The 22,953-nt window shown below is 62.5% G+C and carries 16 protein-coding genes; 3 read left to right on the top strand and 13 right to left on the bottom strand.

Translation table 11 applies throughout. From position 1 onward, the window contains the following. Positions 1 to 2 precede the first annotated feature (2 nt). Positions 3 to 710, top strand: coding sequence for a FadR/GntR family transcriptional regulator (locus ACT6Q8_RS18775; protein ID WP_444733713.1), 708 nt, complete (start codon positions 3 to 5; stop codon positions 708 to 710). Between the two features lie 93 nt (positions 711 to 803). Here the strand turns inward: ACT6Q8_RS18775 and ACT6Q8_RS18780 are convergent, their stop codons facing one another. After that, a complete protein-coding gene (locus ACT6Q8_RS18780) occupies positions 804 to 1,730 on the bottom strand; it encodes a Gfo/Idh/MocA family protein (RefSeq protein ID WP_444733712.1) in 927 nt (308 codons plus the stop codon). 144 nt (positions 1,731 to 1,874) lie between these two features. On the opposite strand from ACT6Q8_RS18780, the gene ACT6Q8_RS18785 reads away from it, so the two are divergent. Beyond that, a complete protein-coding gene (locus ACT6Q8_RS18785) occupies positions 1,875 to 2,957 on the top strand; it encodes an aldose epimerase family protein (protein ID WP_054167735.1) in 1,083 nt (360 codons plus the stop codon). Here the strand turns inward: ACT6Q8_RS18785 and ACT6Q8_RS18790 are convergent. The 12 genes from ACT6Q8_RS18790 to rhaM all read right to left on the bottom strand — a co-directional run bounded on the left by ACT6Q8_RS18790 (position 2,954) and on the right by rhaM (position 19,252). Then, positions 2,954 to 3,745: an IclR family transcriptional regulator gene (locus ACT6Q8_RS18790; protein ID WP_444733711.1), complete on the bottom strand. Its 792-nt coding sequence runs from the start codon at positions 3,743 to 3,745 to the stop codon at positions 2,954 to 2,956. The genes ACT6Q8_RS18785 and ACT6Q8_RS18790 overlap by 4 nt on opposite strands. Positions 3,746 to 3,862: 117 nt before the next feature. After that, positions 3,863 to 5,161 carry an oligogalacturonate lyase family protein gene (locus tag ACT6Q8_RS18795; RefSeq protein WP_444733710.1) on the bottom strand — a complete coding sequence of 433 codons (1,299 nt, stop codon included), beginning with the start codon at positions 5,159 to 5,161 and terminating at the stop codon, positions 3,863 to 3,865. Continuing rightward, the gene (locus tag ACT6Q8_RS18800; protein ID WP_444733709.1) at positions 5,158 to 6,663 is read right to left on the bottom strand and encodes a rhamnogalacturonidase; all 1,506 of its coding nucleotides are present in this window, start codon (positions 6,661 to 6,663) and stop codon (positions 5,158 to 5,160) included. Before ACT6Q8_RS18800 ends, ACT6Q8_RS18795 begins: the two co-directional genes overlap by 4 nt. Beyond that, complete coding sequence (locus ACT6Q8_RS18805) at positions 6,660 to 7,649, bottom strand: hypothetical protein (RefSeq protein WP_444733708.1); 990 nt, start codon at positions 7,647 to 7,649, stop codon at positions 6,660 to 6,662. The genes ACT6Q8_RS18800 and ACT6Q8_RS18805 overlap by 4 nt, the downstream gene beginning before the upstream one ends. Next, a complete protein-coding gene (locus ACT6Q8_RS18810) occupies positions 7,636 to 8,595 on the bottom strand; it encodes an alpha/beta hydrolase (protein ID WP_444733707.1) in 960 nt (319 codons plus the stop codon). Before ACT6Q8_RS18810 ends, ACT6Q8_RS18805 begins: the two co-directional genes overlap by 14 nt. Positions 8,596 to 8,623: 28 nt before the next feature. Beyond that, on the bottom strand, positions 8,624 to 9,835 hold the full coding sequence (locus ACT6Q8_RS18815; protein ID WP_444733706.1) for a rhamnogalacturonan acetylesterase: 1,212 nt from the start codon (positions 9,833 to 9,835) through the stop codon (positions 8,624 to 8,626). Positions 9,836 to 9,921: 86 nt separating this feature from the next. Beyond that, complete coding sequence (locus ACT6Q8_RS18820; protein ID WP_444733705.1) at positions 9,922 to 11,142, bottom strand: glycosyl hydrolase 53 family protein; 1,221 nt, start codon at positions 11,140 to 11,142, stop codon at positions 9,922 to 9,924. Further along, on the bottom strand, positions 11,139 to 12,047 hold the full coding sequence (locus tag ACT6Q8_RS18825; protein WP_444733704.1) for an amidohydrolase family protein: 909 nt from the start codon (positions 12,045 to 12,047) through the stop codon (positions 11,139 to 11,141). The genes ACT6Q8_RS18820 and ACT6Q8_RS18825 overlap by 4 nt, the downstream gene beginning before the upstream one ends. A 184-nt stretch (positions 12,048 to 12,231) precedes the next feature. Continuing rightward, positions 12,232 to 13,707 carry an MFS transporter gene (locus ACT6Q8_RS18830; protein WP_444733703.1) on the bottom strand — a complete coding sequence of 492 codons (1,476 nt, stop codon included), beginning with the start codon at positions 13,705 to 13,707 and terminating at the stop codon, positions 12,232 to 12,234. A gap of 85 nt (positions 13,708 to 13,792) precedes the next feature. After that, positions 13,793 to 14,899, bottom strand: coding sequence for a beta-galactosidase BglB (bglB, locus tag ACT6Q8_RS18835; RefSeq protein WP_054167727.1), 1,107 nt, complete (start codon positions 14,897 to 14,899; stop codon positions 13,793 to 13,795). Between the two features lie 199 nt (positions 14,900 to 15,098). Continuing rightward, positions 15,099 to 18,920, bottom strand: coding sequence for a beta-galactosidase (locus ACT6Q8_RS18840; protein ID WP_444733702.1), 3,822 nt, complete (start codon positions 18,918 to 18,920; stop codon positions 15,099 to 15,101). 17 nt (positions 18,921 to 18,937) lie between these two features. Next, positions 18,938 to 19,252, bottom strand: coding sequence for an L-rhamnose mutarotase (gene rhaM / locus ACT6Q8_RS18845; protein ID WP_054167726.1), 315 nt, complete (start codon positions 19,250 to 19,252; stop codon positions 18,938 to 18,940). A 707-nt stretch (positions 19,253 to 19,959) separates the two neighbouring features. On the opposite strand from rhaM, the gene ACT6Q8_RS18850 reads away from it, so the two are divergent. Beyond that, on the top strand, positions 19,960 to 22,878 hold the full coding sequence (locus ACT6Q8_RS18850) for a TonB-dependent receptor (protein WP_444733701.1): 2,919 nt from the start codon (positions 19,960 to 19,962) through the stop codon (positions 22,876 to 22,878). Positions 22,879 to 22,953 lie beyond the last annotated feature (75 nt).

Below are 22,953 nucleotides of genomic sequence, written 5' to 3' on the forward strand. Positions count from 1 at the left end.
ACATGTCCATTGCCCGCTGGGCCGCCGACCGTCCGCTGTCCAACCATGAACAGATTGTCCGTACCCTGGGCCTGGAGATTCTGACCGGGGTGCATGCGCCCGGCGCGAACCTGCCGCCGGAACCGGTGTTGCTGTCAAGGTTCGGCATCTCCCGTACGGCCCTGCGCGAAGTTTTGAAGACCTTGTCGGCCAAGGGGCTGCTGATTTCCAAGACGCGGGTGGGCACCAAGGTGCAGGACCCGATCCATTGGAACTATTTCGATGCTGATGTTCTGGCCTGGCTGGTCAGCCAGGGCCTGGACGAGACATTGCGCAAGCATCTGCTGGAGGTTCGGACGGCGCTGGAACCACAGGCGGCTGCGTTGGCCGCAAAACGGCGGACAGCGGATGATCTTGGCGAATTGCGCCGCTGTATCACCGCGATGGCCGACCCTCACCATGACCAGCACAGCTTTGCCCAGGCCGACCTGGATTTCCATGTGGCGGTGGGCAGCGCGTCAGGTAACCCGATGATGCGGTCCTTCGCAGCGGTGATTGAGGTGGCGCTGCTCGCCTCCTTCTCCCTCACCTCCCCCGTTGATCGTCCGGATTTGCATACAGAGGTTGTGGCCGCCCATGCCGCCATCGTCGACGCCATCGAGGCGAGCGACGCGGCGGCAGCGGCAGCGGCGATGCGTGCGGTCATCCAGTCGGGATTTGACCGGGTGTAACGACTACCATACATCGAAAGCGATGCATGGTAGTGCTCGTTCCCTCAAGTGCCGGGGCGCCGCCGTGCCAACGGTCAAAAGCTGACCGTTGGCTTACTCCACAAAATCCTCCACCCGCACCCAACGGCCCGTCATATAGGCGTCAGCCACGATGCGCAGCGGAGCCAGATCGGCATCGATGCGGCGTTCGGCCACCAGACGCGCGAACAGGGCGTAGAGATTGGCGTATTCCTGTTCCTTCTGCTCAATCTGGGCCACGCCATCGATGCTCATCACCGCGCCGCCGCGCGACAGGGTCAGGGTGCCCTGGTCGGTTTCGATGATGATGTCCCAGGTCTGCGGTCCCGTCTGACGCCAGTCAAACTCCGCCGTCACGGGCAGGCCCTGATGGTCGTGCATTTCCAGCGTGGCAGCGATCGGCGCCTGCCGGTTGGCCGGAACCTCCAGCGTCGCCTTGTCCACGATCAAGGCATTGGGAAGCAGATGGGTGATGATCGACAGGGCATTGATGCCCGGATCAAAAACGCCCAGCCCCCCTGGTGCCCAGATCCATTCCTGTCCCGGATGCCAGTGGCGCACATCCTCCTTCCACGAAACATGCACGCGCAGCAGCTTCTTGCCCGCCAGCCAAGCCTTGGCTGGTTCTACTGCCGGGGCATAGCGCGAATGCCAGGTGGCCAGCAGGGCCAGTCCCTTTTCACGGGCCAGATCGATCAGGTCATACACTTCCGTCAGGGTGGCACCCGGAGGCTTTTCCAGCATCACATGCTTACCCGCCAGCAGCGCCTGACGGGCTAGGGCGTGACGGGCCTGCGGCGGGGTGCATAGACTGATGGCGTCAACATCGCCGGCGCCGTTCAGCAGGGCGGTCAGATCAGGGAAGTTGGGAACATCCTCCACACGCCCATGCCGGCTGGCCACCGCCGCCAATGCATAATCCGGATTGGCAGCGATGACGGGCAGGTGCTGATCACGGGCGATTTTGCCGATGCCAACCAGACCGATCCGGATAGGGGACATGGACGCTTCCTTGAGTAAGGCCGAAACAGGTGCATCTGGATACATCATTTTATATGATAATTCCAGCAAAGAGCACCGGCTTCAGCTTGAATAGTCGTACTATTCAGCCTAGAAAGACGGCGGTAACGTCGCGAAGGTTCCGCCATGCCCACCCCAGAGAACGTCCCCACCCTTCCCGGTCGTGGCCTGTTCGGCACCATGCCGGATGGCACCCCGGTGGAATGGGTGACACTGGTCAACCGCCATGGCTGGGCCGCGCGGATCATCGGGCTGGGGGCCAGTTTGCAGGCGCTCTGGGTGCCGGATCGCCATGGCGTGCTGGACGACATCGTGCTGGGGCATGATGATCTGCAATCCTATCTGGACAACCGCACCTTCCTTGGCGCCATCGCCGGACGCTATGCCAACCGCATCGCGGGTGGGCGCTTCACGCTGGACGGGCAGGAGTTTCAGGTCGCGCTCAATGACGGACCAAACTGTCTGCATGGTGGGAAGCAGGGTGTGGATCTGCTGCCCTGGACCCTGGCGGAACATGGACCGACGCACGCCGTCTTTACCCTGCACAGCCCGGATGGGGCGGAGGGGTTCCCCGGCGCCGTCGATATCCGCGCTGAATATACGCTGACCGATGACAGTCTGCTGATCGTGCTGACGGCCACGACGGACGCGGTCACCATCATCAACCTGACCAACCATGCCTATTTCAACCTGGGCGGGGCCATGTCAGGCGGCGATATATTGGGTCATGAACTGACGCTGGCCGCCGATCATTACACGCCTGTCGATGCCAACCTGATCCCCACCGGGGACTTGCGGCCCGTGGCCGGTAGCGTTTTTGATTTCAGCAGCCCGCACACCATCGGCACCCGCCTGCGCGATGGTACGGAGGCGCAACTGGCGTTGGCTCGTGGCTATGACCATAATTTCGTGCTGCGGTCGGGCGGCGGGGCGGAACCGTCCTTCGCCGCGCGCCTGTCCGATCCGGTGACAGGCCGGGTGATGGAATTGTCCACGACGGAACCGGGCCTGCAATTCTATTCCGGCAATTTCCTGCCCGGCAGTCTGATCGGCAAGGGCGGGCGGCTCTACCGCCAATCCGACGCCCTGTGCCTGGAACCGCAGAAATTCCCAGACAGCCCCAATAGACCGTCCTTCCCCAGCGCACGGCTGGAACCCGGACAGACCTACCGGCATGTGTCGCGGTATTGGTTTAAAGGAACGGCTTAACGCCGCCCCGTCCCGCCGCTCCAGCCCATACCCTTGCTGATGGCGCGGGCAGTGTCCTTCACTGTGGCGATCAGTTCCTGCATGCGCTCATCATTCATATATTGAGCGGCGCTGGACAGGCTGATGGCGGCAATGATCTTGCCGCTGGCACCGCGGATGGGGGCCGCGACGCAACGGATGCGGTCCTCATTCTCTTCCAGGTCGAAGGCATAGCCGCCATTGGCATAATTGCGCATGCGCTGATGCCAGACGGGCCAGTCGGTCTCACTGAAATGCTTGTCGTGGAAGCTGCGCCAGCGCGCCTCGCTCTCATCCAGGATCAAGGCTTTACCCAGACCGGTGGAGGCGATGGGATGGCGTTCACCGACGCGCGAACCGATCTCGATACGGCGGCGGCCCGGTATCTTGTCCAGATAGAGCGCTTCGTCCCCATCCAGCACACCCAGATGCACCGTATCCTCGGTGGCGGCGGCCAGATCCTCGATATGCGGGCGGGCGACGCGGGGGATGTCCATCTGCTGCTGCGCCAGATAGCCCAGTTCCAGCAGCTTCGGTCCCAGCTGATACCCTTCGCGCGGGGTCAGGATCAGGAAGTCGCGTTCCACCAGGGCAGCGGCCAGCCGATGCGTCGTGCTGCGCGTCAGATCCAGGCGCTGCGCCAGTTTCGCAAGGCTGATCGGACCATCGGCCACAGCCTCCAGCACATCCAGCCCGCGCAGCAGCGTCTGGCTGCCGCTGGGGGGGGCCTTGGGGGCATCTTCATCATGCTCGGCGGTGGCGCTGCTCATCTGCTCGTATCACTCTCTCAATTTGCGGAACAGCATCCCATAATCACACCAAAACAGCAAGGTCGGGGACGGGGTGCGCATGGGTGAAAATTGTGGAAAACCAAGGGGCTGCGCCCGTCAGGGCTTTGCCACCTCTACCGCATAGACATGCACGTCACCATGCATGTTGGCGCGGAAGATGATCCATTTCCCATCTGGCGTGAAGGTGATGTTGGGTTCCAGCCGGTAATCATGATCCTTCATGTTAACCAGTTTCTCTGCCCGCAGCACGCCGGGGCGGATCAGGTCATCGGCATTGGGGGCGTGGATACCGGCGACATCGGGAATGCCTTCGGGCCGGAACAGGTAAATCCATTTGCCATCCTTGGCCTTGGCCACCATCTCCGCATCGCCGCCATCGCCCGCGAACAGGGTGCCATCGCGCGAGACGTTGAAATGTACCGACCATTCATCGCGGGTCAGGTGGTACCAGGTGCGCTTACCCGTGGCGATTTCATATCCGGCCAGCCAGAAATCCTCCCCGCGCGGGGTTTGCAGGTCGTACCAGATGGTCTTGCCATCGGCGCTGAAGAACTCATGCCCGGCGATTTCCATATTCATGGTGCGGGTATGGATCTTGGTCAGGCCGGTGCCATCGGTACGGATGGTCCAGATACGGTCCACCCGGTGCCACGGCCCCTCATGACAGAACATGATCAGCGTGGGATCGATGGGGGAGAATTGCAGATGGTTCAGCCAGTCCGTGGCCTTGTGGACCGTGCGCTGCGCACCCGTCTTCAGGTCGATGGTGAATATCTCCATCGGCACCCGCGCCTCCAGCCGCTGGTAAAGCCGCACCTCCTTGGCATCGGCATAGACCATGGGCTTGCCGTCCGGCCCGACATATTCATAGTGATTGTCGAAGCGGGTATTCTTCGGGTCGGGCGCACCGGGCTGCAGCTCGAACTTGCGCTCGGCCAGCACACCCAGCAGCAGGGTTTCATCGGCATTGATGGACCCGATCTGCCCCTTTTTCACATGCGCGACCTTCGCCACCTTGCCCGTCGCGGGGTCGGCGGCGAAGACCTCCACCCCCTCCCCCTCAGCCAGTTGCGGTTTGCGGGTGAAGAAGACACGGCCGGTTTTCGGCCCCGTGAACAGCAGGTTCAGGTCGGCACCGGCCACCAGCCGCTTCTGCACGCGGGTCGCGAGGTTGATCGTGTCGATGCCGCCCGGATTGGTGACGATCAGGGTCTTGCCGTCGGGCGTGTAGCCATTCTGATGGAAATACAGGCTGCGGGTCCCCGGCTCCGTCGACAGGCGGATGACACGGTGGCCCGTATCCTTGTCCACCCATTCACGCGGCACCTCATCCGCCGATACCGACAGGCCGGCCAGCAGGGCCAGGGCCGCCAAACCCAAGCGCTTTAACATCATGGCATCATCTCCCCCGTCAGGCCGCGCACATCCCGGCAGACCAGGGGCGGGGTCGCAACGTCGTTATTCAGATTGACCTGTTCAAAATGCACAGCTTCCACATCGTCGAGCCATAGGGCCGGGCGGCCATCGGGCTGGGTCGTGGAAAGGCTGGCGCCCTGTACCCGCACGTCCGCCGCGTGACGGACGAAAAGGCCCCAGGCCGGCAGCGGGCCGAACATGCTGGGTTCGGGATAGGCGTCGGGCTTTTCCGGCACGGGCGCGTCCAGGGCGGACAGGCCACCACGATAGGTGATGTCGATATCCGATAGCACCACATCGCGCACCGGATTTCCCGCCTGCCCCGCGATGATGCTGGCAAAGCGCGGATCGACATCGGTTGCCCGCACCCGTTCGATCCGGACACCCCGGATGCCACCGGGCGGCGTGCCCTCCGGTGCGCGCATCCGCGCCCCGGCATAGATGAACAGGGCCGCCGTCGTGATCTCCCGCATGGTGATGTCGCTGACCCGCACATCGGTCAGCATGCCCCCATCCACCGTTTCCAGCGCCAACCCGCGTGAGCGTTCAAAGGTGCAGCGGCTGATTTCGATATCGTGAAAGCCGCCATTGCTTTCGGTGCCCAGCTTGATACGCCCCGTCATCCCATCCTGATCGGGGGCCTTGTCTTGGGTACGGCGGAAGGTGCCGTCCAGCATGGAACCGGGATCAAAGCCGCTGACGTGGCAATCATGGATGCGCACATGCGCCGTGGGTCGTACTATCCCCAGCGCAAGGGAGGATTTCAGGACGATGGCATCATCATTGGGCGTGTTGATGCGGCAATGGCTGACGGTGCAGTGGCGCACACAATCCAGGTCAAGCCCGTCACGGTCGGTATCGATGCGCAGGCGGCTGATGGTCAGGTGATCGACACCTGTGGCCAGCACCGCGAAATGTCCGCCCTTGGCGATGGTGAAATCGCTGAGCATGACACGGGTGCAATGTTTAAGGGCGATGGCCTTGTTGCCCTGGCCCTGCATCGCCGCCTCTTCCGGGTCCTCGGCGGCAAGTTCGGCGGCACTCATCCCCGCCATGCTTTCGGGGAAATACCCTTTACGCTTGGCCCATTTCGCCCCCGGCCCCTTGGAGGTGAGGCCGTGCCCGTCGATCAGGCCGGGGCCGGTGATGGCGATATCGGTCAGCCCCTGGCCCCAGATCAGGCTGTTGTGCCAATGGGAATGGCCGAAATCCTGATAGAGGTCGTGCGGATTGGCTTCCGGCAGGTCATAGGTACCCAAAACGCCTGGCACCGCGGCGCAGATCACCGCCCCTGCGTCCAGATGAAGCCGGACATGCGCCGCCAACCGGATGGAGAAGCACAGCCACACACCCGCCGGCACGCGCACCGCCCCGCCCCCTGCGGCGGCAGCGGCCTGGATGGCGCGGTTGATGGCGGGGCTGTCGATGGCCACTCCATCGCCCACGGCGCCATGGTCACGGATATCAATCCATTTTGTCATGGCGGCAGCAGCCTTACATCTACCGGTGCTTCGCGGTCGGCGGTCAACCAGCCATCCTGGAAGCGCAGTTCGGCGACCTGGATCACCGACCGGCGCTGCCATGTCGGGTCATTGGCCGCCTCCGGCTCTCCACCCTGCTGCACGAAATAGAACAGGAAGGCGCGGCCTCCACTGACCACCATATCGGGATGCCCGCCCTTGGCCCGATCAGTCAGGGCGCTGCCCGGCTGTTTCAGCAAATTATCGGGCTGATGTTGCCAGTTGGTCAGGTCCTTGGAGCGATAGACGCCCAGCCCATCCCAGGCATCCATGATCAGCCAGTACCAGCCCTGCCATTCAATGATCTGCGGCCCCTCCCCGCGCGTCTTCACGGCGACGCCGCCATGGGTCCAGGTCTTCAAATCTTTGCTGTCGGCATAATGGGTGGCGGACCCATCGCGCTCATCCTTGTACCAGAGGCGCCAGCCGCCGCCCGGCAGCGGGTGCACGGCCGCGTCGATCACCCGGTCCGACCCCAGATCGACCTTGCCGGCAAAATCCCAGACCTTCAGATCGCGGCTGATCAGATGCACGATCTCCCGGCTGGCATTCCAATCCTTGAACACGCCCGGCACGATGGTCAGGAACATGTGCCATTGCCCGCCGATATATTCGACATTGGGCGCCCAATAGGTGATGTCCTCACCGCTGCCATAACGGATGTCGGCGGTGCCGTCATAGGTCCAGCTATTGCCGCCGTCCTTGGACACGGCCCGCCCGATACGCGTGCCATGCACCCATTCCACTCCCTGCGCCCCCGCCAGTGTGGCGCGGCGGTTGGTGTAGAACATCACCCATTGCCGCCCGCCAGGGTCATAGACCAGCGACGCATCCGCCGCCCCGTCAAACACGGGATCGCGGAACAGGGGTTTGGGCGCGTCGGCAAAGCTGGGGGTGGTGAGGGTGGCCAGCAGAAATGCCGGGGCCAACAACTTACGCAAAGCCATGCGTCCGGCTCCAATCCAGGAACAGTTGCGGCCAAGCGGCCACCGGGGCGGCCTTTTCCGCACGCAGACCGAACCCATGCCCACCCGCCTCAAACAGATGCATGGCGACCTTGGCCTTCTGCGCCCGCAGGGCCGCATACATCAGAAGCGCGTTTTCCACCGGCACCGCGCCATCATCGGCGGCATGGGTGATGAAGGTGGGGGGCGCGTCTGCGGGCACGCCCTTGTCAGCGGAAAATTCCTTTATCTTCGCGGCACTGGGGTTGTCGCCCAACATCTGCTTGGCCGACCCGCCATGGGTGATACCGGGCAGCATGGAAATGACGGGATAGCCCAGCGCCGCGATATCGGGCCGGGCAGACAGCGCATCCGCCGCATCCACGGGCGCATAGGTCTGCTTCCCATAACGTGTGGCCGCCATGGCCGCCAGATGCCCGCCGGCGGAAAAGCCCATGACACCGATGCGGTTGGGATCGAACCCATAGGTCCCGGCCTGTGACCGCATCACACGAATGGCCCGTTGTGCATCCTGCAACGGCGCGTCCGGACCTGCGGTCCAGCCATCGGCGGGCAGACGGTAGAGCAGGACATAGACGGTGATCCCCGCCCCGACCAGCCATTGCGCGATATCATACCCTTCCTTGCCCACCACCACCCGCTGATACCCGCCGCCGGGAATGATCAGCATGGCGGCCCCGTTGGGCTTGGCCGGACGGAACAGGGTCAGGTTGGGCTGCGTGACATTCAGGATGGCCACATCCTTGAACCGCGGGTCGTCCGACCGCGCAATCTCTGACTGCGTGACCGTGACCTTCTCCCCGCCCGGCGGCTTACCAGGCCATAGCGGCAACACCGTTCCCGGCGCGTCGGCAGCATTGGCGGTTGCGGCCACCCCCGTCACCAGGGCGGTCGCGGCAGCGGCGGAAAGAAGCTGGCGGCGGTTCATGGTCACATCCTTCGCAAGGCTCAGGCGATCAATTGCCCCGTGGCGTCAAATCCGACCGGATCGGGCTTTCCGGCAGGATCAGCGTGTCAGGTCCCGGCGGGTGCCTGGGGTCGAATGGCGGCAGGTCGGGGCGGATATGGGATTTCAGGGGCAGGTCGCTGGCCGCGATCCCCGCCACCACGGCACGGGCCAGCAGCCAGGCGCCGTAATTATTGTGGTGCGTGAGGTCCTTGCCGCCATTGCTGAAGGCACGCGGGGCGATGTCCGGCCCCAATGCCTCATAGATTTCCTTGGACATCGCGTTCAGGTCGATCACGGCCACGCCTTCTTCCCGACCCACCCGGCGCACGGCGTCGGGATAATCGCCATGGCTGTTGGTGATGCGGCCCGCAGCATCAAAAGTGCGGCGATGGGGAGAGGTGACCAGCACCGGCACCGCCCCCCGCCGCCTCGCCTCCGCGATGAAGACGCGCAAATAGGCGGGATATGTCGAGGCAGCATCGACATAGGTCTGCGGCCATGCGGCCTTGCTGTCATTATGCCCGAACTGGATGAGCAACGTGTCGCCAGACTTGATACTGGACAATATCTTGTCCAGGCGCAGACCAGTGATAAAGCTCTTCATCGTTTCGCCGGACTCGGCATGGTTGGCGACCGCGATGTCGGGCGTCAGCATGCTGGTCAGCATCTGGCCCCAACTGGCGCCCGGTTCGGCGGGCTGATCCGTCACGGTGCTGTCGCCGGCCAGGTAAACAGTTGGAACGTCAACCTTCTCCACCCGCACGGCGGCGACACGCGGCGCCGTGTCGGCAAATTCAAGGGTCAGTTTGTCATCCCAATGCAGCTTCCCCACCTCCCGCTCATTGATGCGCACGGCGGTACCACCGGGGGCGTTCTGCGGCGGGGGCGGCAGTGAGGTGGTACGGACATTGACGATGAAGGAGCGGGTATCGAACCGGCCCTTGCCCGTCTCCACCCCCCACAGCATCAGACGGCGGCTTTCCGCCTTCACGCTGGTTCGCGCCTTGGCCCTGGCGTTGCCAAGAGTCACCGTGACCCGGTAATTGCCCTCTGGCACCTTGACGGAGAACAGGAACGGCTTGTCCCTATCGGGCGCAAAGCCAGGTTCAAACCCATAACCCTTGGCAGGGTCATAGGTTTCTGCCGCCGACACGGGCGTGCCATCGCCCTTGCCGGTGAAGCGGAATTCCCAGCGGTCGGGTTCGGCGAGGGCGGGCATGGCGATCCCGAGGCTTAGAAAGACCAGACAAGTCCTAACCGCCTTCCCAACTTTCTCCGAGATGACGATGGGAGAGGTCCCATGCATCACCTGCCCCCATATTTCCGCGACAGGCCGCGATAGAGGGTCAGGAACTGGTTCGCGTCATACCGGCCACCCTCACCATGGCGCGGCGGACCGGCGGGGGGTGGCGGGGGCGGGGTTGTGCCGGGCTGAACGGCCCCTGGCGCCTCGGCGGCGTTGATACCTTGTGACAGAAGGTTGGGCTTGGCCCCGCCGCCGGCATTGCGGCCCTCCTTGTCGAAGACGGCTTCCTGATGCCGGGTCGGCTCCCAGATGAAGCTGCCCCAGCCGCGCTTGCCGGGCGCATTGAAGACCAGATCGTTCAGGTATTCCTTGCGGCCGGAATATTCCACCGCACAGAAACCCAGTTTGGAGTAGCGCTTCACGAACTCCGTAAAGGTCCGTTCCCAATCGCCCTCTGCCAACTGCTGGTAACAGGAGAATCCGACCAGATCGAAATCCACCCCGCGCGACAGCAGCGCGTCGGTCCATTCCCGCACGATCACCCAATGCCGGCCCAGATGGTTGTGCAGCATGATGCTGGCCTGGGGTGCGACCTCCCGTGTCGCCTTGATCCCAGCCTTCAGCAGGGTGGCGAACTGATCATAGCCGCCAATGCCTTCGGGCTTCAGATGCACTGCATCGGTGGCGGGGTTGCCGGTCGGCACCGGCAGGGCTACGCGCCCCTCCGGCCACAGCATGCCGAACGTCACCTCGTTCCCGACATGCACCATATCGGGCAGCACACCCGCCGCCTTCATGGCGGTCAGGCTGTCGCGCGTATGCGCCTCTACCGCCTTCACCAGATCGGGGAAGGACAGGTTCGCCCAAGCCGCTGGTTTGTTCTGATGCTGCGGGTCGGCCCAGGTATCGGAATAATGGAAGGTCAGGGCGATCTTCATCCCCGCCGCCTTCACCCGCCGGGCCAGTTTGATCGTCTGCTCCAGCCCGCACCAGGGACTGTCCTTCTTGCCCGCCGAATAGCCATTTTCCGGGTTCACGAACAAACGCAACCGGACCCAGTTGAACCCGGCCCCCGTCAGGATGGTGAAGATATCCTGGCGCTGGCCGTCCAGGTAATATTCAGCCCCCGCCGCCTCATCCTCCGGTATCCAGGAGATGTCGGCACCCAGGATATAGTCACCCTGCCGTTCCGGCCCCACCGCTGCCCCCGCCGGCAGGGCGAACAGGGCACCGGTGGCCAGCGCCGACAGGCCCAGCTCGCGCCGTGTCAGCCCCCTCACAGCGTCACCGCCAGACGATAGAGGCGGGCGGCATTGCCGGCGAACATTGCGCGGCGTTCGGCATCAGTGAAATCCGCCGTGATGGCGTCATAGGCGGCATAATGCGCGCCGAACCCGCCATACAGCTTGTCGACGGGGAAGTTGCTGGCAAACATCGCACGATCGGTCCCAAAAGCATCGATGGCGTGCAGCACAAAGGGGCGCAGGCTGTCCACCGTCCATTGCCGGTCGATCATGGCCAGACCGGATATCTTGATCGCCACATTGGGCTGTGCCGCCAGCAGGGCCAGACCCTTACGCCACAGCGCCAACCCGTCCGCATCCTGATCGGTGGGCATGCCCGCATGGTTCAGGATGACGGGAATGTCCGGGTGCCGTGCCGCCAGTTCCGCTGCCACCGCCATCTGGGACGGGTAGATTTGCAGGTCGAAGGACAGGACGTACTTGGCCAGCAGCGCGTAACCACGCTGCCAGTCTGCATCGCCGATCACGTCGCGCGTGGAATAGGTCCTGGCCGGATCACTGTGCCAGTTGATGATATGGCGGATACCGCGCACCGCCCCATGCTCGGCATGTGCGGCCAGCAGCTTCTCCACATCGGGATCGTTCAGCGCGGCAAAGGCTACCAGCGCCATGGGCAACCGCCCCTCATCCGCCACGCCCTGCAGCCACTGCGTCTCCGCCAGCGAATGGGCGGTGCTGGCGCCTGCCTCCACATGCACCAGGCCGCGCACGTCAAAACCTGCCGTATCGGCCAGATATTCGGAAAGACCATAGGGCTTGGCGATGGGTTCCACATTGCCGGCGGCGTTGGACGGCAATGGCCTGTCCATCAGCCAGGAATAATGCTGACGCGTGAAATCCCACAGATGCATGTGGGGATCGACGATGGGCAGGCTGGTCATGGACGTCTCCCGTACTGCTGTTCTTTGGATTACCCGACCTTCCCCTCAATTCGTCATCCCGGCGAAAGCCGAGACCCAGGGGTCACGGTGAAAACATCTATGCTGCTTCACACTAGGCTGCGGACAGGTCGGGCGTTTGGCCCCTGGGTCCCGGCTTCCGCCGGGATGACGGGAAATTAGCCCCTCACCGCCCCCACAGCCGCTCATACTTCCACCCGGTCAGGTCTTCCAGGATGGCGCGGCGGTCGGGTGTGGTATCCATGCGGCCTTCCTTGAAGCGGGCGATTTCTTCCATCAGGATCACATGGCGCGGCCCGTCCAGGCGGAAGCGGCGGGACACCGCGAAGCCGGCCAGCAGCACGCCGATGGTGCCGATACCCATCACGGCCAAGATGGTGGTGATGGCCTGATCGCTCTGCACGGGCGCCTTGGGCATAAAGCCACCGGCCTCCAGGATCAGGCCCACGCCCATCACGGCACCGGCTTGCGTCGCCTTGCGGATGAAGGTCATGACGCCAGCGAAAATCCCCTCGCGCCGCTTGGCCGTCACAACCTCATCCACATCGGCCATGTAGTTATAGGTGTTCCAGGGGATGTAGTTCAGACCACCCCGGCCCAGGCCCGACAGGATGATGGGCACGAACAGCCACAGATGCAGGTTCTCCGGTCGGAAGAAATGGATCGACAGGAAGCCGATCACGCCCAGGATATAGAAACAGACCGCCAGCCGGTAGGAGGGGGCGGGATGGAAGCGCAGGCAAAGCTGGATGAACATCGCCACCGCGAAAAGCTGCGCGATATACATGCTGCCCAGCAGGTTCGACGCCTCCGACACTGACCCCGCGAGTACGAACACGATGAAATAGGTGAAGACGGCGTTGAACACGTCCTGGCTGATATAGCCGCCCAGATACATGCCCAGATGCAAGCGGAAGGCCCGGATTTTCAGGGTGGAGAACAGGTCGCTGTACAGCTTCTTGAAGCTGTCGCCCAGGGTCAGGACCGGCTCACCGGCCTTCATCTGCTCCACCTCTTCCACCGACCGCTCATAGGTGAAGGCCCAGGTGAAGGCCAGCACGATGGCAAAGGCCACCGCGAAGATGATGCCCATGATCAGGAACGTATCGGCGCTGTCCTTGCCACCGACCCAGCCGACAATGGCGGCAGGCAGGAAGCCGGCGGCGATGGCGGAGCTTTGCGCAAACAGGATGCGGATGCCGGCCAGCTTCGCCTTGATCTTGTAATCCTTGGTCATCTCGGCGGCCAAGGTTTCGTAGGGGATCAGGACGATGGCATAGACCGTCTCGAACAGCACATAGGTTGCCAGACAGTACCAGAACCCCTGCCCGCTGACCCACATCAGGGCGAATGATGGCACCAGCGGGATGCAGATCATCAGGAAGAAACGCCGCCGCCCGAACCGGCGACCCAGGCGCGTGCGATAGAAATTATCGGACAAGTGCCCGACGATGGGGCTGACAATGGCGTCCAGCAGACGCGCGATGGCGAAAATCGCCGCCGCCTGCGTCGCCGACAGCCCGCAGAAGGTCGTGTAGAAAAACAGGATCCAGCCGCTGATCACGGCCATCGACCCCGCCCCCAGGATATCGTTGGCACCATAGGCCAGATAATTGATGGGCTTCACACTACGCTGGCTCATCGGTGTTTCCTCTGGGGTTTTATTTTTATTGAAATTTCCTCATTGCCTTCCCGGCGAAGGCCGGGAAGGCGAAAAGAAAGGCGCGTCAAATGAAGCGGCGCAGCATTTCCGTCAGGCAGACGATGGCCAGCGACTGGCCATAGGGCATGGAGGTCAGCTTGACGTCGCGGTAGTACTGCAGGTCGCTGCCGAGCGCGGTGCCGAACGACACTTCCTGCAGCTCCCCATCCGGGGCGATCTTGTTCAGGACGGCATGCACCGCCTTGATGGCCATCGGCTCATACTCGGCACTGATATAGCGCTTGCGCACGGCCTTCATGATGCCATAGGCGAAACCGGCGGCAGCCGAGCTTTCCAGATACGAAGTCGGGTCGTTGATCAGCGTGTGCCAGCGGCCATCCTCGGTCTGGTACTTGGCCAGCGCCTTGACCTGATTTTCCAGCGTGTCGATCAGGAAGGTGCGCAGCGGGTCGCCGGCCTTCAGGTCCAGCAGCTCAATGAATTCCGGGATGGCGATGGTGACCCAGCAATTGCCGCGCGCCCACAGGGCATCGGCGAAGTTGTGGCGACCATCAAAGGTCCAGCCGTGGAACCACAGGCCCGTCTTGGTGTCGAACAGATACTTGATATGGATAAGGAACTGGCGCTTGGCCTCTTCCACATATTCCGGGCGGCCCAGCAGCAGGCCGATCTTGGCCAGCGGCAGGACCGACATCATCAGCGTGTCGTCCCACAGCTGCTGCGGGTTTTCGCTGTTGAACACGATATGCTGGAACCCGCCCTCTTCCGTCTTGGGCAGGCCATGCATGACCCATTCGGCCCAGGTGTCCAGGTACGGGATATAGGTCTGGTTGCCCGTCTTTTCATAAAGATAGGCCAGCGTCAGGAACGGGCTGACGGTGTTGATGTTCTTGGTCGGTGTGCCGGCGGCGAAACGGTCGCGGAACCAGTCCAGCATGATCTGAAAGGCACGCTCGCTGCCCGTCATCTCATAATATTTCCACATCCCGTACAGGCCTATGCCGTGGGTCCATTCCCAGTCGTTCCAGCCCTTGGTATCGATGACGCGGCCATCATCCAGCCGCAGCAGGAATTCCCCGGTCTCATCCTTGATATCGACCAGATTGCTGATCAGCAGGTCGATGGTTCGGGTGACATCTGCGGCCTGCAGGCCATGGGCGAGGTTAGGCATGGGATGGTCTTTCTTAGATACGTAATCTTGGGTTGGTCGATCCGCCTCTCCCCATCATCCCGGCGAAAGCCGGGACCCAGGGGCCAAGCGTGCTACGATAGGGTTTGGGTCGCTGGGCGTAGGCTGAAAGGTTGGGCATGCGGTCCCTGGGTCCCGGCTTTCGCCGGGATGACGGGGAGAGAAGGGATAGGGTGTCCTTTCACTTCACCACCTCCTTATATCCCGGCGCCGGGACCGTGCCGACCGTCAGGGAAGACCGTGCATTGCGCAAGCTGACCAGCTTCACAGCCTCCAGAGTGTCGCCCGGCTTGCCGTCGGACGTGACCGCCAGAGCCAGTGTATTTTTGCCATTGGGGTTCAGGATACCCGTGGGCAGCACAAAGGTGCGCTGCGGCCCGACATCGGCGATGAACTGCCCCATGTTCCAGCCATTCAGGAAAATCAGAACGCGATAGGAACCGACCGAGCGCGGGACCGTGGCATCGCCGAAGGACAGGCCGACGGCGCTGTCCTGACCCTTGGGCAGGTCAAGCGTGAACTCCGTACGGTACCAGACCGTCCCCGGCTTGGCGGCATTTGCCGGAACCGAAGCTGTCGTCCAGCCCTTGTCGTCAAAGCCCGGCAGGTGCCAGCCGTTGCGCTCCCCATACTGGCCGCCATTGTTGAACACGCCGCGTACGGGATCGGCAATATCCTCGCCACCCAGATTGCCCTGAATCTTCCATGCGATGGGCACCGCAAAGCTCTTGCCCGTCGGCGTGGACAGCGAGGCGGAGATCAGGCCGCGCGCTTCCTTGTGCAGATCATCAACATCCAGGTCCCAATGATGGGAATTGTTGCGGACCATGACGGACAGTACGCGCTCGCCCGGTGTCTGCAAATCTTCCGGAATGGTGAAGGTCGCCAGCCCCTGGCCCGGCGGGCGCGGCAGGCCGGTCGGCAGCACATGCTGACCGATATAGCGCCCATCCAGCCAGACCTGAACCATGCCGGCACCCCCGGCCCCGTAATGCAGCTCCAGCTTTGAGGCACCCGCCTGTGCGGTATAGCGGCCCCGGTACCAGACATCGCCGTGATGGAAGTTGTAATCATCCATGTTCAGCAGCGGCTGACCACCCGGCGGCTTAACAAAGCTGGCGGTTCGGCCGGGCTTGGCCACGGCCCAGGCGCCGTCATCGAAATCCTTGGCGGCCTCCGGCGATCCGGCCTGGAACCGCCATGAAGCCTTGGTCAGATCGGGCAGGTTGACCGCCACGGGACCGGACAGGTCCTTCTTAGCCATCAGGCTGCCGCCCACCACCTTCTCCACCGGGACCGACGCGCCGTTCCAGCGCACGGACGTCACGGCGGCAGGTCCCCAAACCTCCAGCGGGCTGTCACTTTCAGTATCGCCCGTCAGGTCAAGGGTCTTGCCCTTCACCGCGGCGGTACGGACCAGGGTGGGGCCGCGTTGCAGCAGTACGCCATCCTTCGTCCCCTGCCGCCAGAAGGTCTCGGCGGTGGGAAGATCGGCGAGCAGCAGGGTCAGGTCGGGCCGTCCCCCGCCGCTGATCCGCACGCGGGCCAGACCCTGATGGAGATAATTCAGGCGCAGGTCACCCTTGGCCGCGTCAAAAACGCTCTCAACCTTGCCGTCCAGTACCGTCACGGTGGGGGCGCTGCTGTAGCGCAGCACCATCTCCCCATCCTCCCCCTGCCGTCCATAGAACAGGGCAAGGTCGCCCGCGCCAAAGCGCAGATGGGTGAACAGCTCCGACGTGGAATAGACCAGACGCTGGCGTTCCATATCATAGCCGGCCAGCCACAGCTTGGCGTCATGCCCCTTCAGCCGCAGGGATCCTGCCTGCGGGATAGTGTATTCGCCATCGGGCAGCGGGGCCTTGAAGCTGAAAACATCATCCGTCTGGGCATTGTTGGGCGCATGCGTGGCGACCAGCAGGCGCGTGCCCGTCTCAGGGTTCACATTGTGATAGAGGCGGACATTCGGGCTGCTGGGGACCAGACCGGTGGCCCGGTCCATCTGCGTCAGGTCCTTCACCGTTTGCAGGAAATGACCCATCAGCTTGATGCCACGCGCCTTTTCCCGCAGGCCTCGCGCCTCGTCGATGGCGGAGCCGTAATCATAGGAAGTGTAGACTACGGGTGCCGGCATCCAGCCCCAGCTGGTGCCGCCATAGGTCATGTAGAAGCTTTGGATGGTCAGGCCGTTGGCGATGTTGGTGCCATAGAAGACCCGCTGGTACCCGCTGCCCAGTCGCTGCGCGTTGCAGCCATAGGCGCCATTGCTGCCCCAGTAATCGAACCAGCCACCGCCATATTCCGCCGCAAAGCCCGGTGTGTTGGGCGACGCGCTGGCGCCGCCAGAGGCACCGCCAGGACCGTACATCCCCCAATCGGGGGCGAGGTTCGGCTTGCCCACCGTCGCGTCAACATCACACGACCCGCCGGGATAGCCGTCAAAGGCGTAAAGGTCGTTCGGCCCCTCCACCGTGCCCGGCACATTGCTGCCCTTGGGCACCCAATTGCCGTTGCGGCCCTTGTCGTTGTGGAAGATGGGAACCGTGATCCCGTCGGCCCGCGCCTTGTCATACAGGTGCTGCATATAGCGCGCCTGCGTCGGCTGTGTGACGTCCAATTCATTTTCGATCTGATAGGCGATGACCGTGCCGCCGCCATCGGTGATCTGATGCTTCTTCAGGATGGCGTTGATGGCTGTCAGCCATTCATCGGATGCTGCCAGATATTCGGGATGATCGGTGCGGGCCTTGGCCTGCTGCTTGACCAGCCAGCTGGGGAAGCCGCCACGCGTAACCTCCGCGTTCATGTAGGGGCCGGGGCGGACGATAACGTAAAGCCCAGCCTCCTTGGCCATGGTCAGCACGCGATCCATGTCGCGCACGCCCGTGAAATCATACACGCCGGGCTTGGGAGAGTGATAGCCCCAGCCGAAATAGATGGCGACGGTATTGTACCCGGACGCCTTCATCTTCTGGAACACATCGCGCCACAGGTCGGGGCTGGGCAGGCGGAACGGGTGCATTTCCCCGCCCCAGCTGAAAATCCGTTCCCCCCCGACCTTCAGGGAATAGCGGTCCCAGGTGACGGGTGTGGTCAGCGGGGCGGCAACCGGCTTCTTGGCTGGCGGCTCATCCTTCAGAACCGTGAAATGCCGGACCTTGCCGGACAGGCCACCGGGCAGTTCCACCTTCGGCGCCCATTGGCCGGTGAAGCCGGGACCGATGCTGTCGCTGTACCAGTAGCGTTTCTCGACATACTGGTCGAAATAGATACGCCAGCCGCCATCGGGCCGCTTCACGACCGCCGGCCCCTCCACCAGCGTGCCCCACCCGGCCCAGTCGCCGGTACGCGTGAACACCCAAGGACCATCAAGCTTCGGCGCCGTCGCCAGCTCAATGAACTTGGTCGTCTCGTTCTTGATGAAGGCGTAGTAGCGGCCCGCCTCTTGGATGATCTTCGCATCGATATGGTTGGGGCCCAGACCGTGAAGCACCGAGGGCGCTGTCCAGTTGGACAGGCTGTCATCGGTGGCGGTCAGGCGATAGGTCTTGAACTGTCCATTCGGGCCGTTGGTGGATACGGCCAGGATGATATGGACCGACCCATCCGCATCCACGAACCATTCCGGCGCCCAGGAATTGGTCGTGCCGGGAATGGAAATCTTGTGATTGCCCAGGAAGGTCCATTCCTTCAGGTCCTTCGACCGGGCAAAACCGATCAGGTCATTGTTCCAATCGGTCGTGTAGGTAACATAGTACCAGCCATCCTTGTGCCGGATGATGCTGGGGTCACGCAGCAGGCCCTGCGGCGGCTTGAACGCCTCGGCCTTCTCCAATGTGAAATTCACCGCGTCCGTGGAGCGGTAGACCGACATCGATTTGGCATCGCCATTGATGAAGGATGTCAGGATATAGGACGGTGCGTCCGCCGCCATTGCCACCGGTGACAGGAGCGGGGCCAGCATCAGCGCCAGACGGCGCGCATTGCGGGAAATCTGCGTCATGGGTCGGGGCGCCTCGATCACGGGAAATAGAACATGCTGGGCAACGGCACCTGAACGGGGCTGTTGTCCGGGTTCACATCCATGATGTCGGCCATAAAATCCCACCAGCGGCGCATGACGGGCAGTTTGGGCAGATCGTCAGCCTTGTTGTCTTGCGTCAACCGCAGGACCGCGAACAGGGAAAGGCTCTCCTCATCGAGGAAAATGGAGTAATCATAGATACCGGCATCGCGCAGCGCGTCGGCCAGATCCGGCCAGAGCACGTCATGGCGGCGCTTATACTCGGCCACATGTCCGGGCTTCAGTTTCATGCGGAACGCAATGGGCGTCATTGATTCACTCCCTTGCCAATGGTGCGGCCCCTTCTGCGGGGCTCTCGTCAAATGTCATACAATTTAGTCATACAATGTGGATTAACATCACACAATATGAGATTTTTTCAACGGCCACATTTTGGCGTCGGCCAGGATGATCGCCACCCTATTGCCGCCCACAAAAATCATCAATAGCGCACAATCCCATTATGTGGCCAATCATTCTGCATTGTGAAAAATTCTCTTGCTTCCAGGCCCACCATCACGCATGGTCAGGGCGAAAGCTGACGCCGTCCGGTTCCTGAAATCAGGCGGGGCCCTTTCAATAGATTACGCCTTTCCAAGCTCATGAGCACCCTCGCCGTGCCAGGGCCGAGAAAGACGTCACAAGACCGGACGGCGCCCCCCGCCGCCCGGTATCCAGCGCCCGTCCGACCTGACGGGCGCCTTGGATACGCAGGTGATCATTCACCTTGCTTCCCTCCTATAGCTACCCGGTCGGGTCCGTCCCGACCGGGGCTTTTTCTCAATATCTGAAACAGTTTGACAAAAATTTGGGAGCGAATTTCACAATGCGCTTTCATATGTCATGATTTGGTATTATATTATTTTTGGGACAACGTTCCATATGTTGGAATCGCGCCGACCAATGGCGCAAGACGCAACAAAAACACCCTGGCCGCCCCATCAGATTGGCGGCCCGCCTTGTGGGGAGGAGTTGAGAGATGAAGTATGTGAAGAGCCGCACGGCGCGGTCGGGGAAACTGCTGGCCAGCGCCGGTTTCGGCTTGTTGATGACAGCGGTTTCCATGCCCACCCTGGCGCAGACCGCCCCGGCTGAGACGGTTGAACTGGAAGAGATCATCGTTGTCGGTACCCGTGCCTCTTTGCAGTCGGCCATCGACCGCAAGAAGAAAGCCAGCACGGTCGTCGACAGCCTGGTGGCCGAAGATGTGGCCCAGTTCCCGGACAAGAATGTCGGCGAAGCCCTGCAGCGTATCACCGGCGTGCAGCTTTCCCGCTCCTTCGGCGAGGGTGAGTCGGTCTCCATCCGTGGTGTCGAGCCGGACCTGAACCGCGTTGAAATCAATGGCGTTTCCGTTCTGGGCAGCGCCGGTACAGGCTCGCGCGGGTCCGATCTGCGCGACATGGCGTCGGAACTGATCAAGTCCATCGACGTATTCAAGGGCTATACCGCCGACATGACCGAAGGCGGCGTCGGCGGCACCGTGTCGGTACAGACGCGCCGGCCCTTGGAGCTGAAGAAGACGCTGTTCGCCGTCACGGCGGCGGGTCAGTATCTGGACTTGGAAAAGAATGTCACCCCGCGCGGGAACCTGACCTTCGGTGACAAGTTCCTGGACGACCGCTTCGGCGTGCTGGTCAATGTCACCTATGACGATGTCGAAACCCGCGGCGACTTCCTGCGCAACACCGAATGGGTGGCGCTGGCTGATTACGACAATTCGCCCAACAAGACCCGCAATGTGGCCGGTTTTGAGAGTGTGGCCACCAAGGCCGCCTGCGCCAGCCAGAGCACGGCCGCCAACCGCACCAGCTGTGAATCGCAATGGTACGATATGTCGCCGCGCATTCCGCGTTACGGCATCTGGCAGCGCGAGGACAAGCGCGTCACGGCGATGACCACGCTGCAGTATCAGGTCACGGACGAACTGGATGTCTATACCGACATCAACTGGAACCAGCGTGACCAGTTCCTGACCGACTATAACTACACGGTCGACCTGACGGCGGCGTCGCGCATCAATCCGGTCGGCGTGTCGGTAGATGAGAACCACAATGTCATCGGTCTGACCACCGCCGCAACGGCGCCGACGGTCACCACCGGTGCCGGCCGCATCTTCGGGTCGCAGATGCGCGGCTTCGACTACAAGCTGAAGTCCCACTATTACACGGGCGGCTTCAACTGGAACCATGATGCGCTGCGGATGAACGGGTTCTATACCACGTCCGAATCCACGATGCGCAGCAACACCAATTCCGCCGCGATCAGCGCAACGGTGCCGGGCATCCGTGTCGATATCGCCGACAATGGTATCCCGTCCTTCACCTTCCCGACGGGTTTCGACCCCAGCAACCCGGAAACCTACCGCAACGGCGGCGCCGAGGTTCAGTACCGTCCCGAAGAAGTCGACATTACCGAGGATTCGGCCAAGTTCGACATTGATTACGACGTGGATCGCTGGTTCCTGACCACGCTCGAGACCGGTGTCCAGTGGCGTGAGACGGGGTCGCTCCGCTATGCCGGTGGCGGTTACACCGCGCCGGGCGGCGTCGCCATCCCGACCGCCAATGTCACCAGCACCGTGTCGCTGGGTACGGCCACCAACGGCCTGATCTGGACGCCGCAGCGTCTGGTCGATTTCGTCCGGGCCACCGCCAGCCTGACGCCGCAGAACTTCTTCAGCGGCTTCGGCGGCAATACCGGCAATATCCCCAAGGGCTGGATGGCGCCGAACGTTGCCGCCATCGGCGACTGGTTCGATATCTCCAACTTCAACCATGACCGCGTGCGCAGCGCCAACGGCATTGATCAGATCCCGGCCCATGACCTGACCGAGACCATCAAGGCCGGTTATGTGAAGGCAAACTATGCCTTTGACGTCGGCGACATGCCGGTGGAAGGCAATTTCGGCGTACGCGTGGTGGAGACGCAGGTCGATGCCATCGGCGCCCTGGCCAAGACCCGCCGCTTCACCAACAGCGCCGGGGTGATCACGACGGAAACCATCGGTTCCACCGCCGTGGCCGTGAAGGAAAAGTACACCGATACGCTGCCGGCCTTTAACGTCTCGTTCGGGCTGGTACCGGATGAAGTGATTGCGCGCCTGGGCTATGCCAAGGTGATGGCCCGTCCGAAGCCGACCGACCTGATCGCATCGTCGGGCAATCCGAACTGCGTGATCGATGAGACCAACGACACGCAGGCCGATGTATGCACCTTCGGCAACCCGAACCTGGACCCGTACCGCGCCGACCAGTACGACGCCAATCTGGCCTGGTACGTGAACCCGGATACGCTGCTCAGCGCCGCCTATTTCTATAAGGACGTCAAGAGCTTCATCCTGGCCCGCACCCTGGTGCGCGGCGTGGATGTGTTCAAGGATGGCACGCTGTACGACGTGAACATGCCGATCAATGGCCGTGGCGCCAAGATCAACGGCCTGGAACTGTCGGCACAGACGGCCTTCACTTTCCTGCCCTCGCCCTTTGACGGGCTGGGCGCCAGCGTGAACTACACCTATTCCAAGGCCAAGAATGTCGGCCTGTTCAACTCGCTGACCGGTGAGGAACTGCCCTTCCCCGGCCTGTCGACGCACAGCTACAACCTGATCGCCTATTACGATAAGGACGGCATCAATGTCCGCGTCGCCTATAATGGCCGGACGAAGTGGCTGCAGGCCGCTTCCGAACGCTCGGGCAATCCGGTATTCCGCGATGGCACCGGCTATCTGGATGCCAAGGCCACCTACCGCCTGGGCGACACGGGCGTGTCCTTCTTCATCGAAGGCAAGAACCTGACGGGCGAGGCCGAACGCACCACGTCGGGCGACGATATCCGCCTGGGCGAACTGGCCTATTCCGGCAGGCGCTACTACACGGGCGTAAGCTACAAGTACTGATCAGGCGCCCAGGACAGGAAAAGCCCCGCCACCGGCATGGTGGCGGGGCTTTTTTTGGTAGGGGTAGGGTGTGCA

The organism is Niveispirillum sp., from assembly GCF_052437035.1.
Taxonomy (GTDB): Bacteria; Pseudomonadota; Alphaproteobacteria; order Azospirillales; family Azospirillaceae; genus Niveispirillum.

Excerpts from the sequence above, each read along its gene's own strand:
- ACT6Q8_RS18775 (WP_444733713.1), top strand. The coding sequence starts at position 3 with ATGTCCATTGCCCGCTGGGCCGCCGACCGTCCGCTGTCCAACCATGAA.
- ACT6Q8_RS18780 (WP_444733712.1), bottom strand. The coding sequence starts at position 1,730 with ATGTCCCCTATCCGGATCGGTCTGGTTGGCATCGGCAAAATCGCCCGT.
- ACT6Q8_RS18785 (WP_054167735.1), top strand. The coding sequence starts at position 1,875 with ATGCCCACCCCAGAGAACGTCCCCACCCTTCCCGGTCGTGGCCTGTTC.
- ACT6Q8_RS18790 (WP_444733711.1), bottom strand. The coding sequence starts at position 3,745 with ATGAGCAGCGCCACCGCCGAGCATGATGAAGATGCCCCCAAGGCCCCC.
- ACT6Q8_RS18795 (WP_444733710.1), bottom strand. The coding sequence starts at position 5,161 with ATGATGTTAAAGCGCTTGGGTTTGGCGGCCCTGGCCCTGCTGGCCGGC.
- ACT6Q8_RS18800 (WP_444733709.1), bottom strand. The coding sequence starts at position 6,663 with ATGACAAAATGGATTGATATCCGTGACCATGGCGCCGTGGGCGATGGA.
- ACT6Q8_RS18805 (WP_444733708.1), bottom strand. The coding sequence starts at position 7,649 with ATGGCTTTGCGTAAGTTGTTGGCCCCGGCATTTCTGCTGGCCACCCTC.
- ACT6Q8_RS18810 (WP_444733707.1), bottom strand. The coding sequence starts at position 8,595 with ATGAACCGCCGCCAGCTTCTTTCCGCCGCTGCCGCGACCGCCCTGGTG.
- ACT6Q8_RS18815 (WP_444733706.1), bottom strand. The coding sequence starts at position 9,835 with ATGCCCGCCCTCGCCGAACCCGACCGCTGGGAATTCCGCTTCACCGGC.
- ACT6Q8_RS18825 (WP_444733704.1), bottom strand. The coding sequence starts at position 12,047 with ATGACCAGCCTGCCCATCGTCGATCCCCACATGCATCTGTGGGATTTC.
- ACT6Q8_RS18830 (WP_444733703.1), bottom strand. The coding sequence starts at position 13,707 with ATGAGCCAGCGTAGTGTGAAGCCCATCAATTATCTGGCCTATGGTGCC.
- bglB (WP_054167727.1), bottom strand. The coding sequence starts at position 14,899 with ATGCCTAACCTCGCCCATGGCCTGCAGGCCGCAGATGTCACCCGAACC.
- ACT6Q8_RS18840 (WP_444733702.1), bottom strand. The coding sequence starts at position 18,920 with ATGACGCAGATTTCCCGCAATGCGCGCCGTCTGGCGCTGATGCTGGCC.
- rhaM (WP_054167726.1), bottom strand. The coding sequence starts at position 19,252 with ATGACGCCCATTGCGTTCCGCATGAAACTGAAGCCCGGACATGTGGCC.
- ACT6Q8_RS18850 (WP_444733701.1), top strand. The coding sequence starts at position 19,960 with ATGAAGTATGTGAAGAGCCGCACGGCGCGGTCGGGGAAACTGCTGGCC.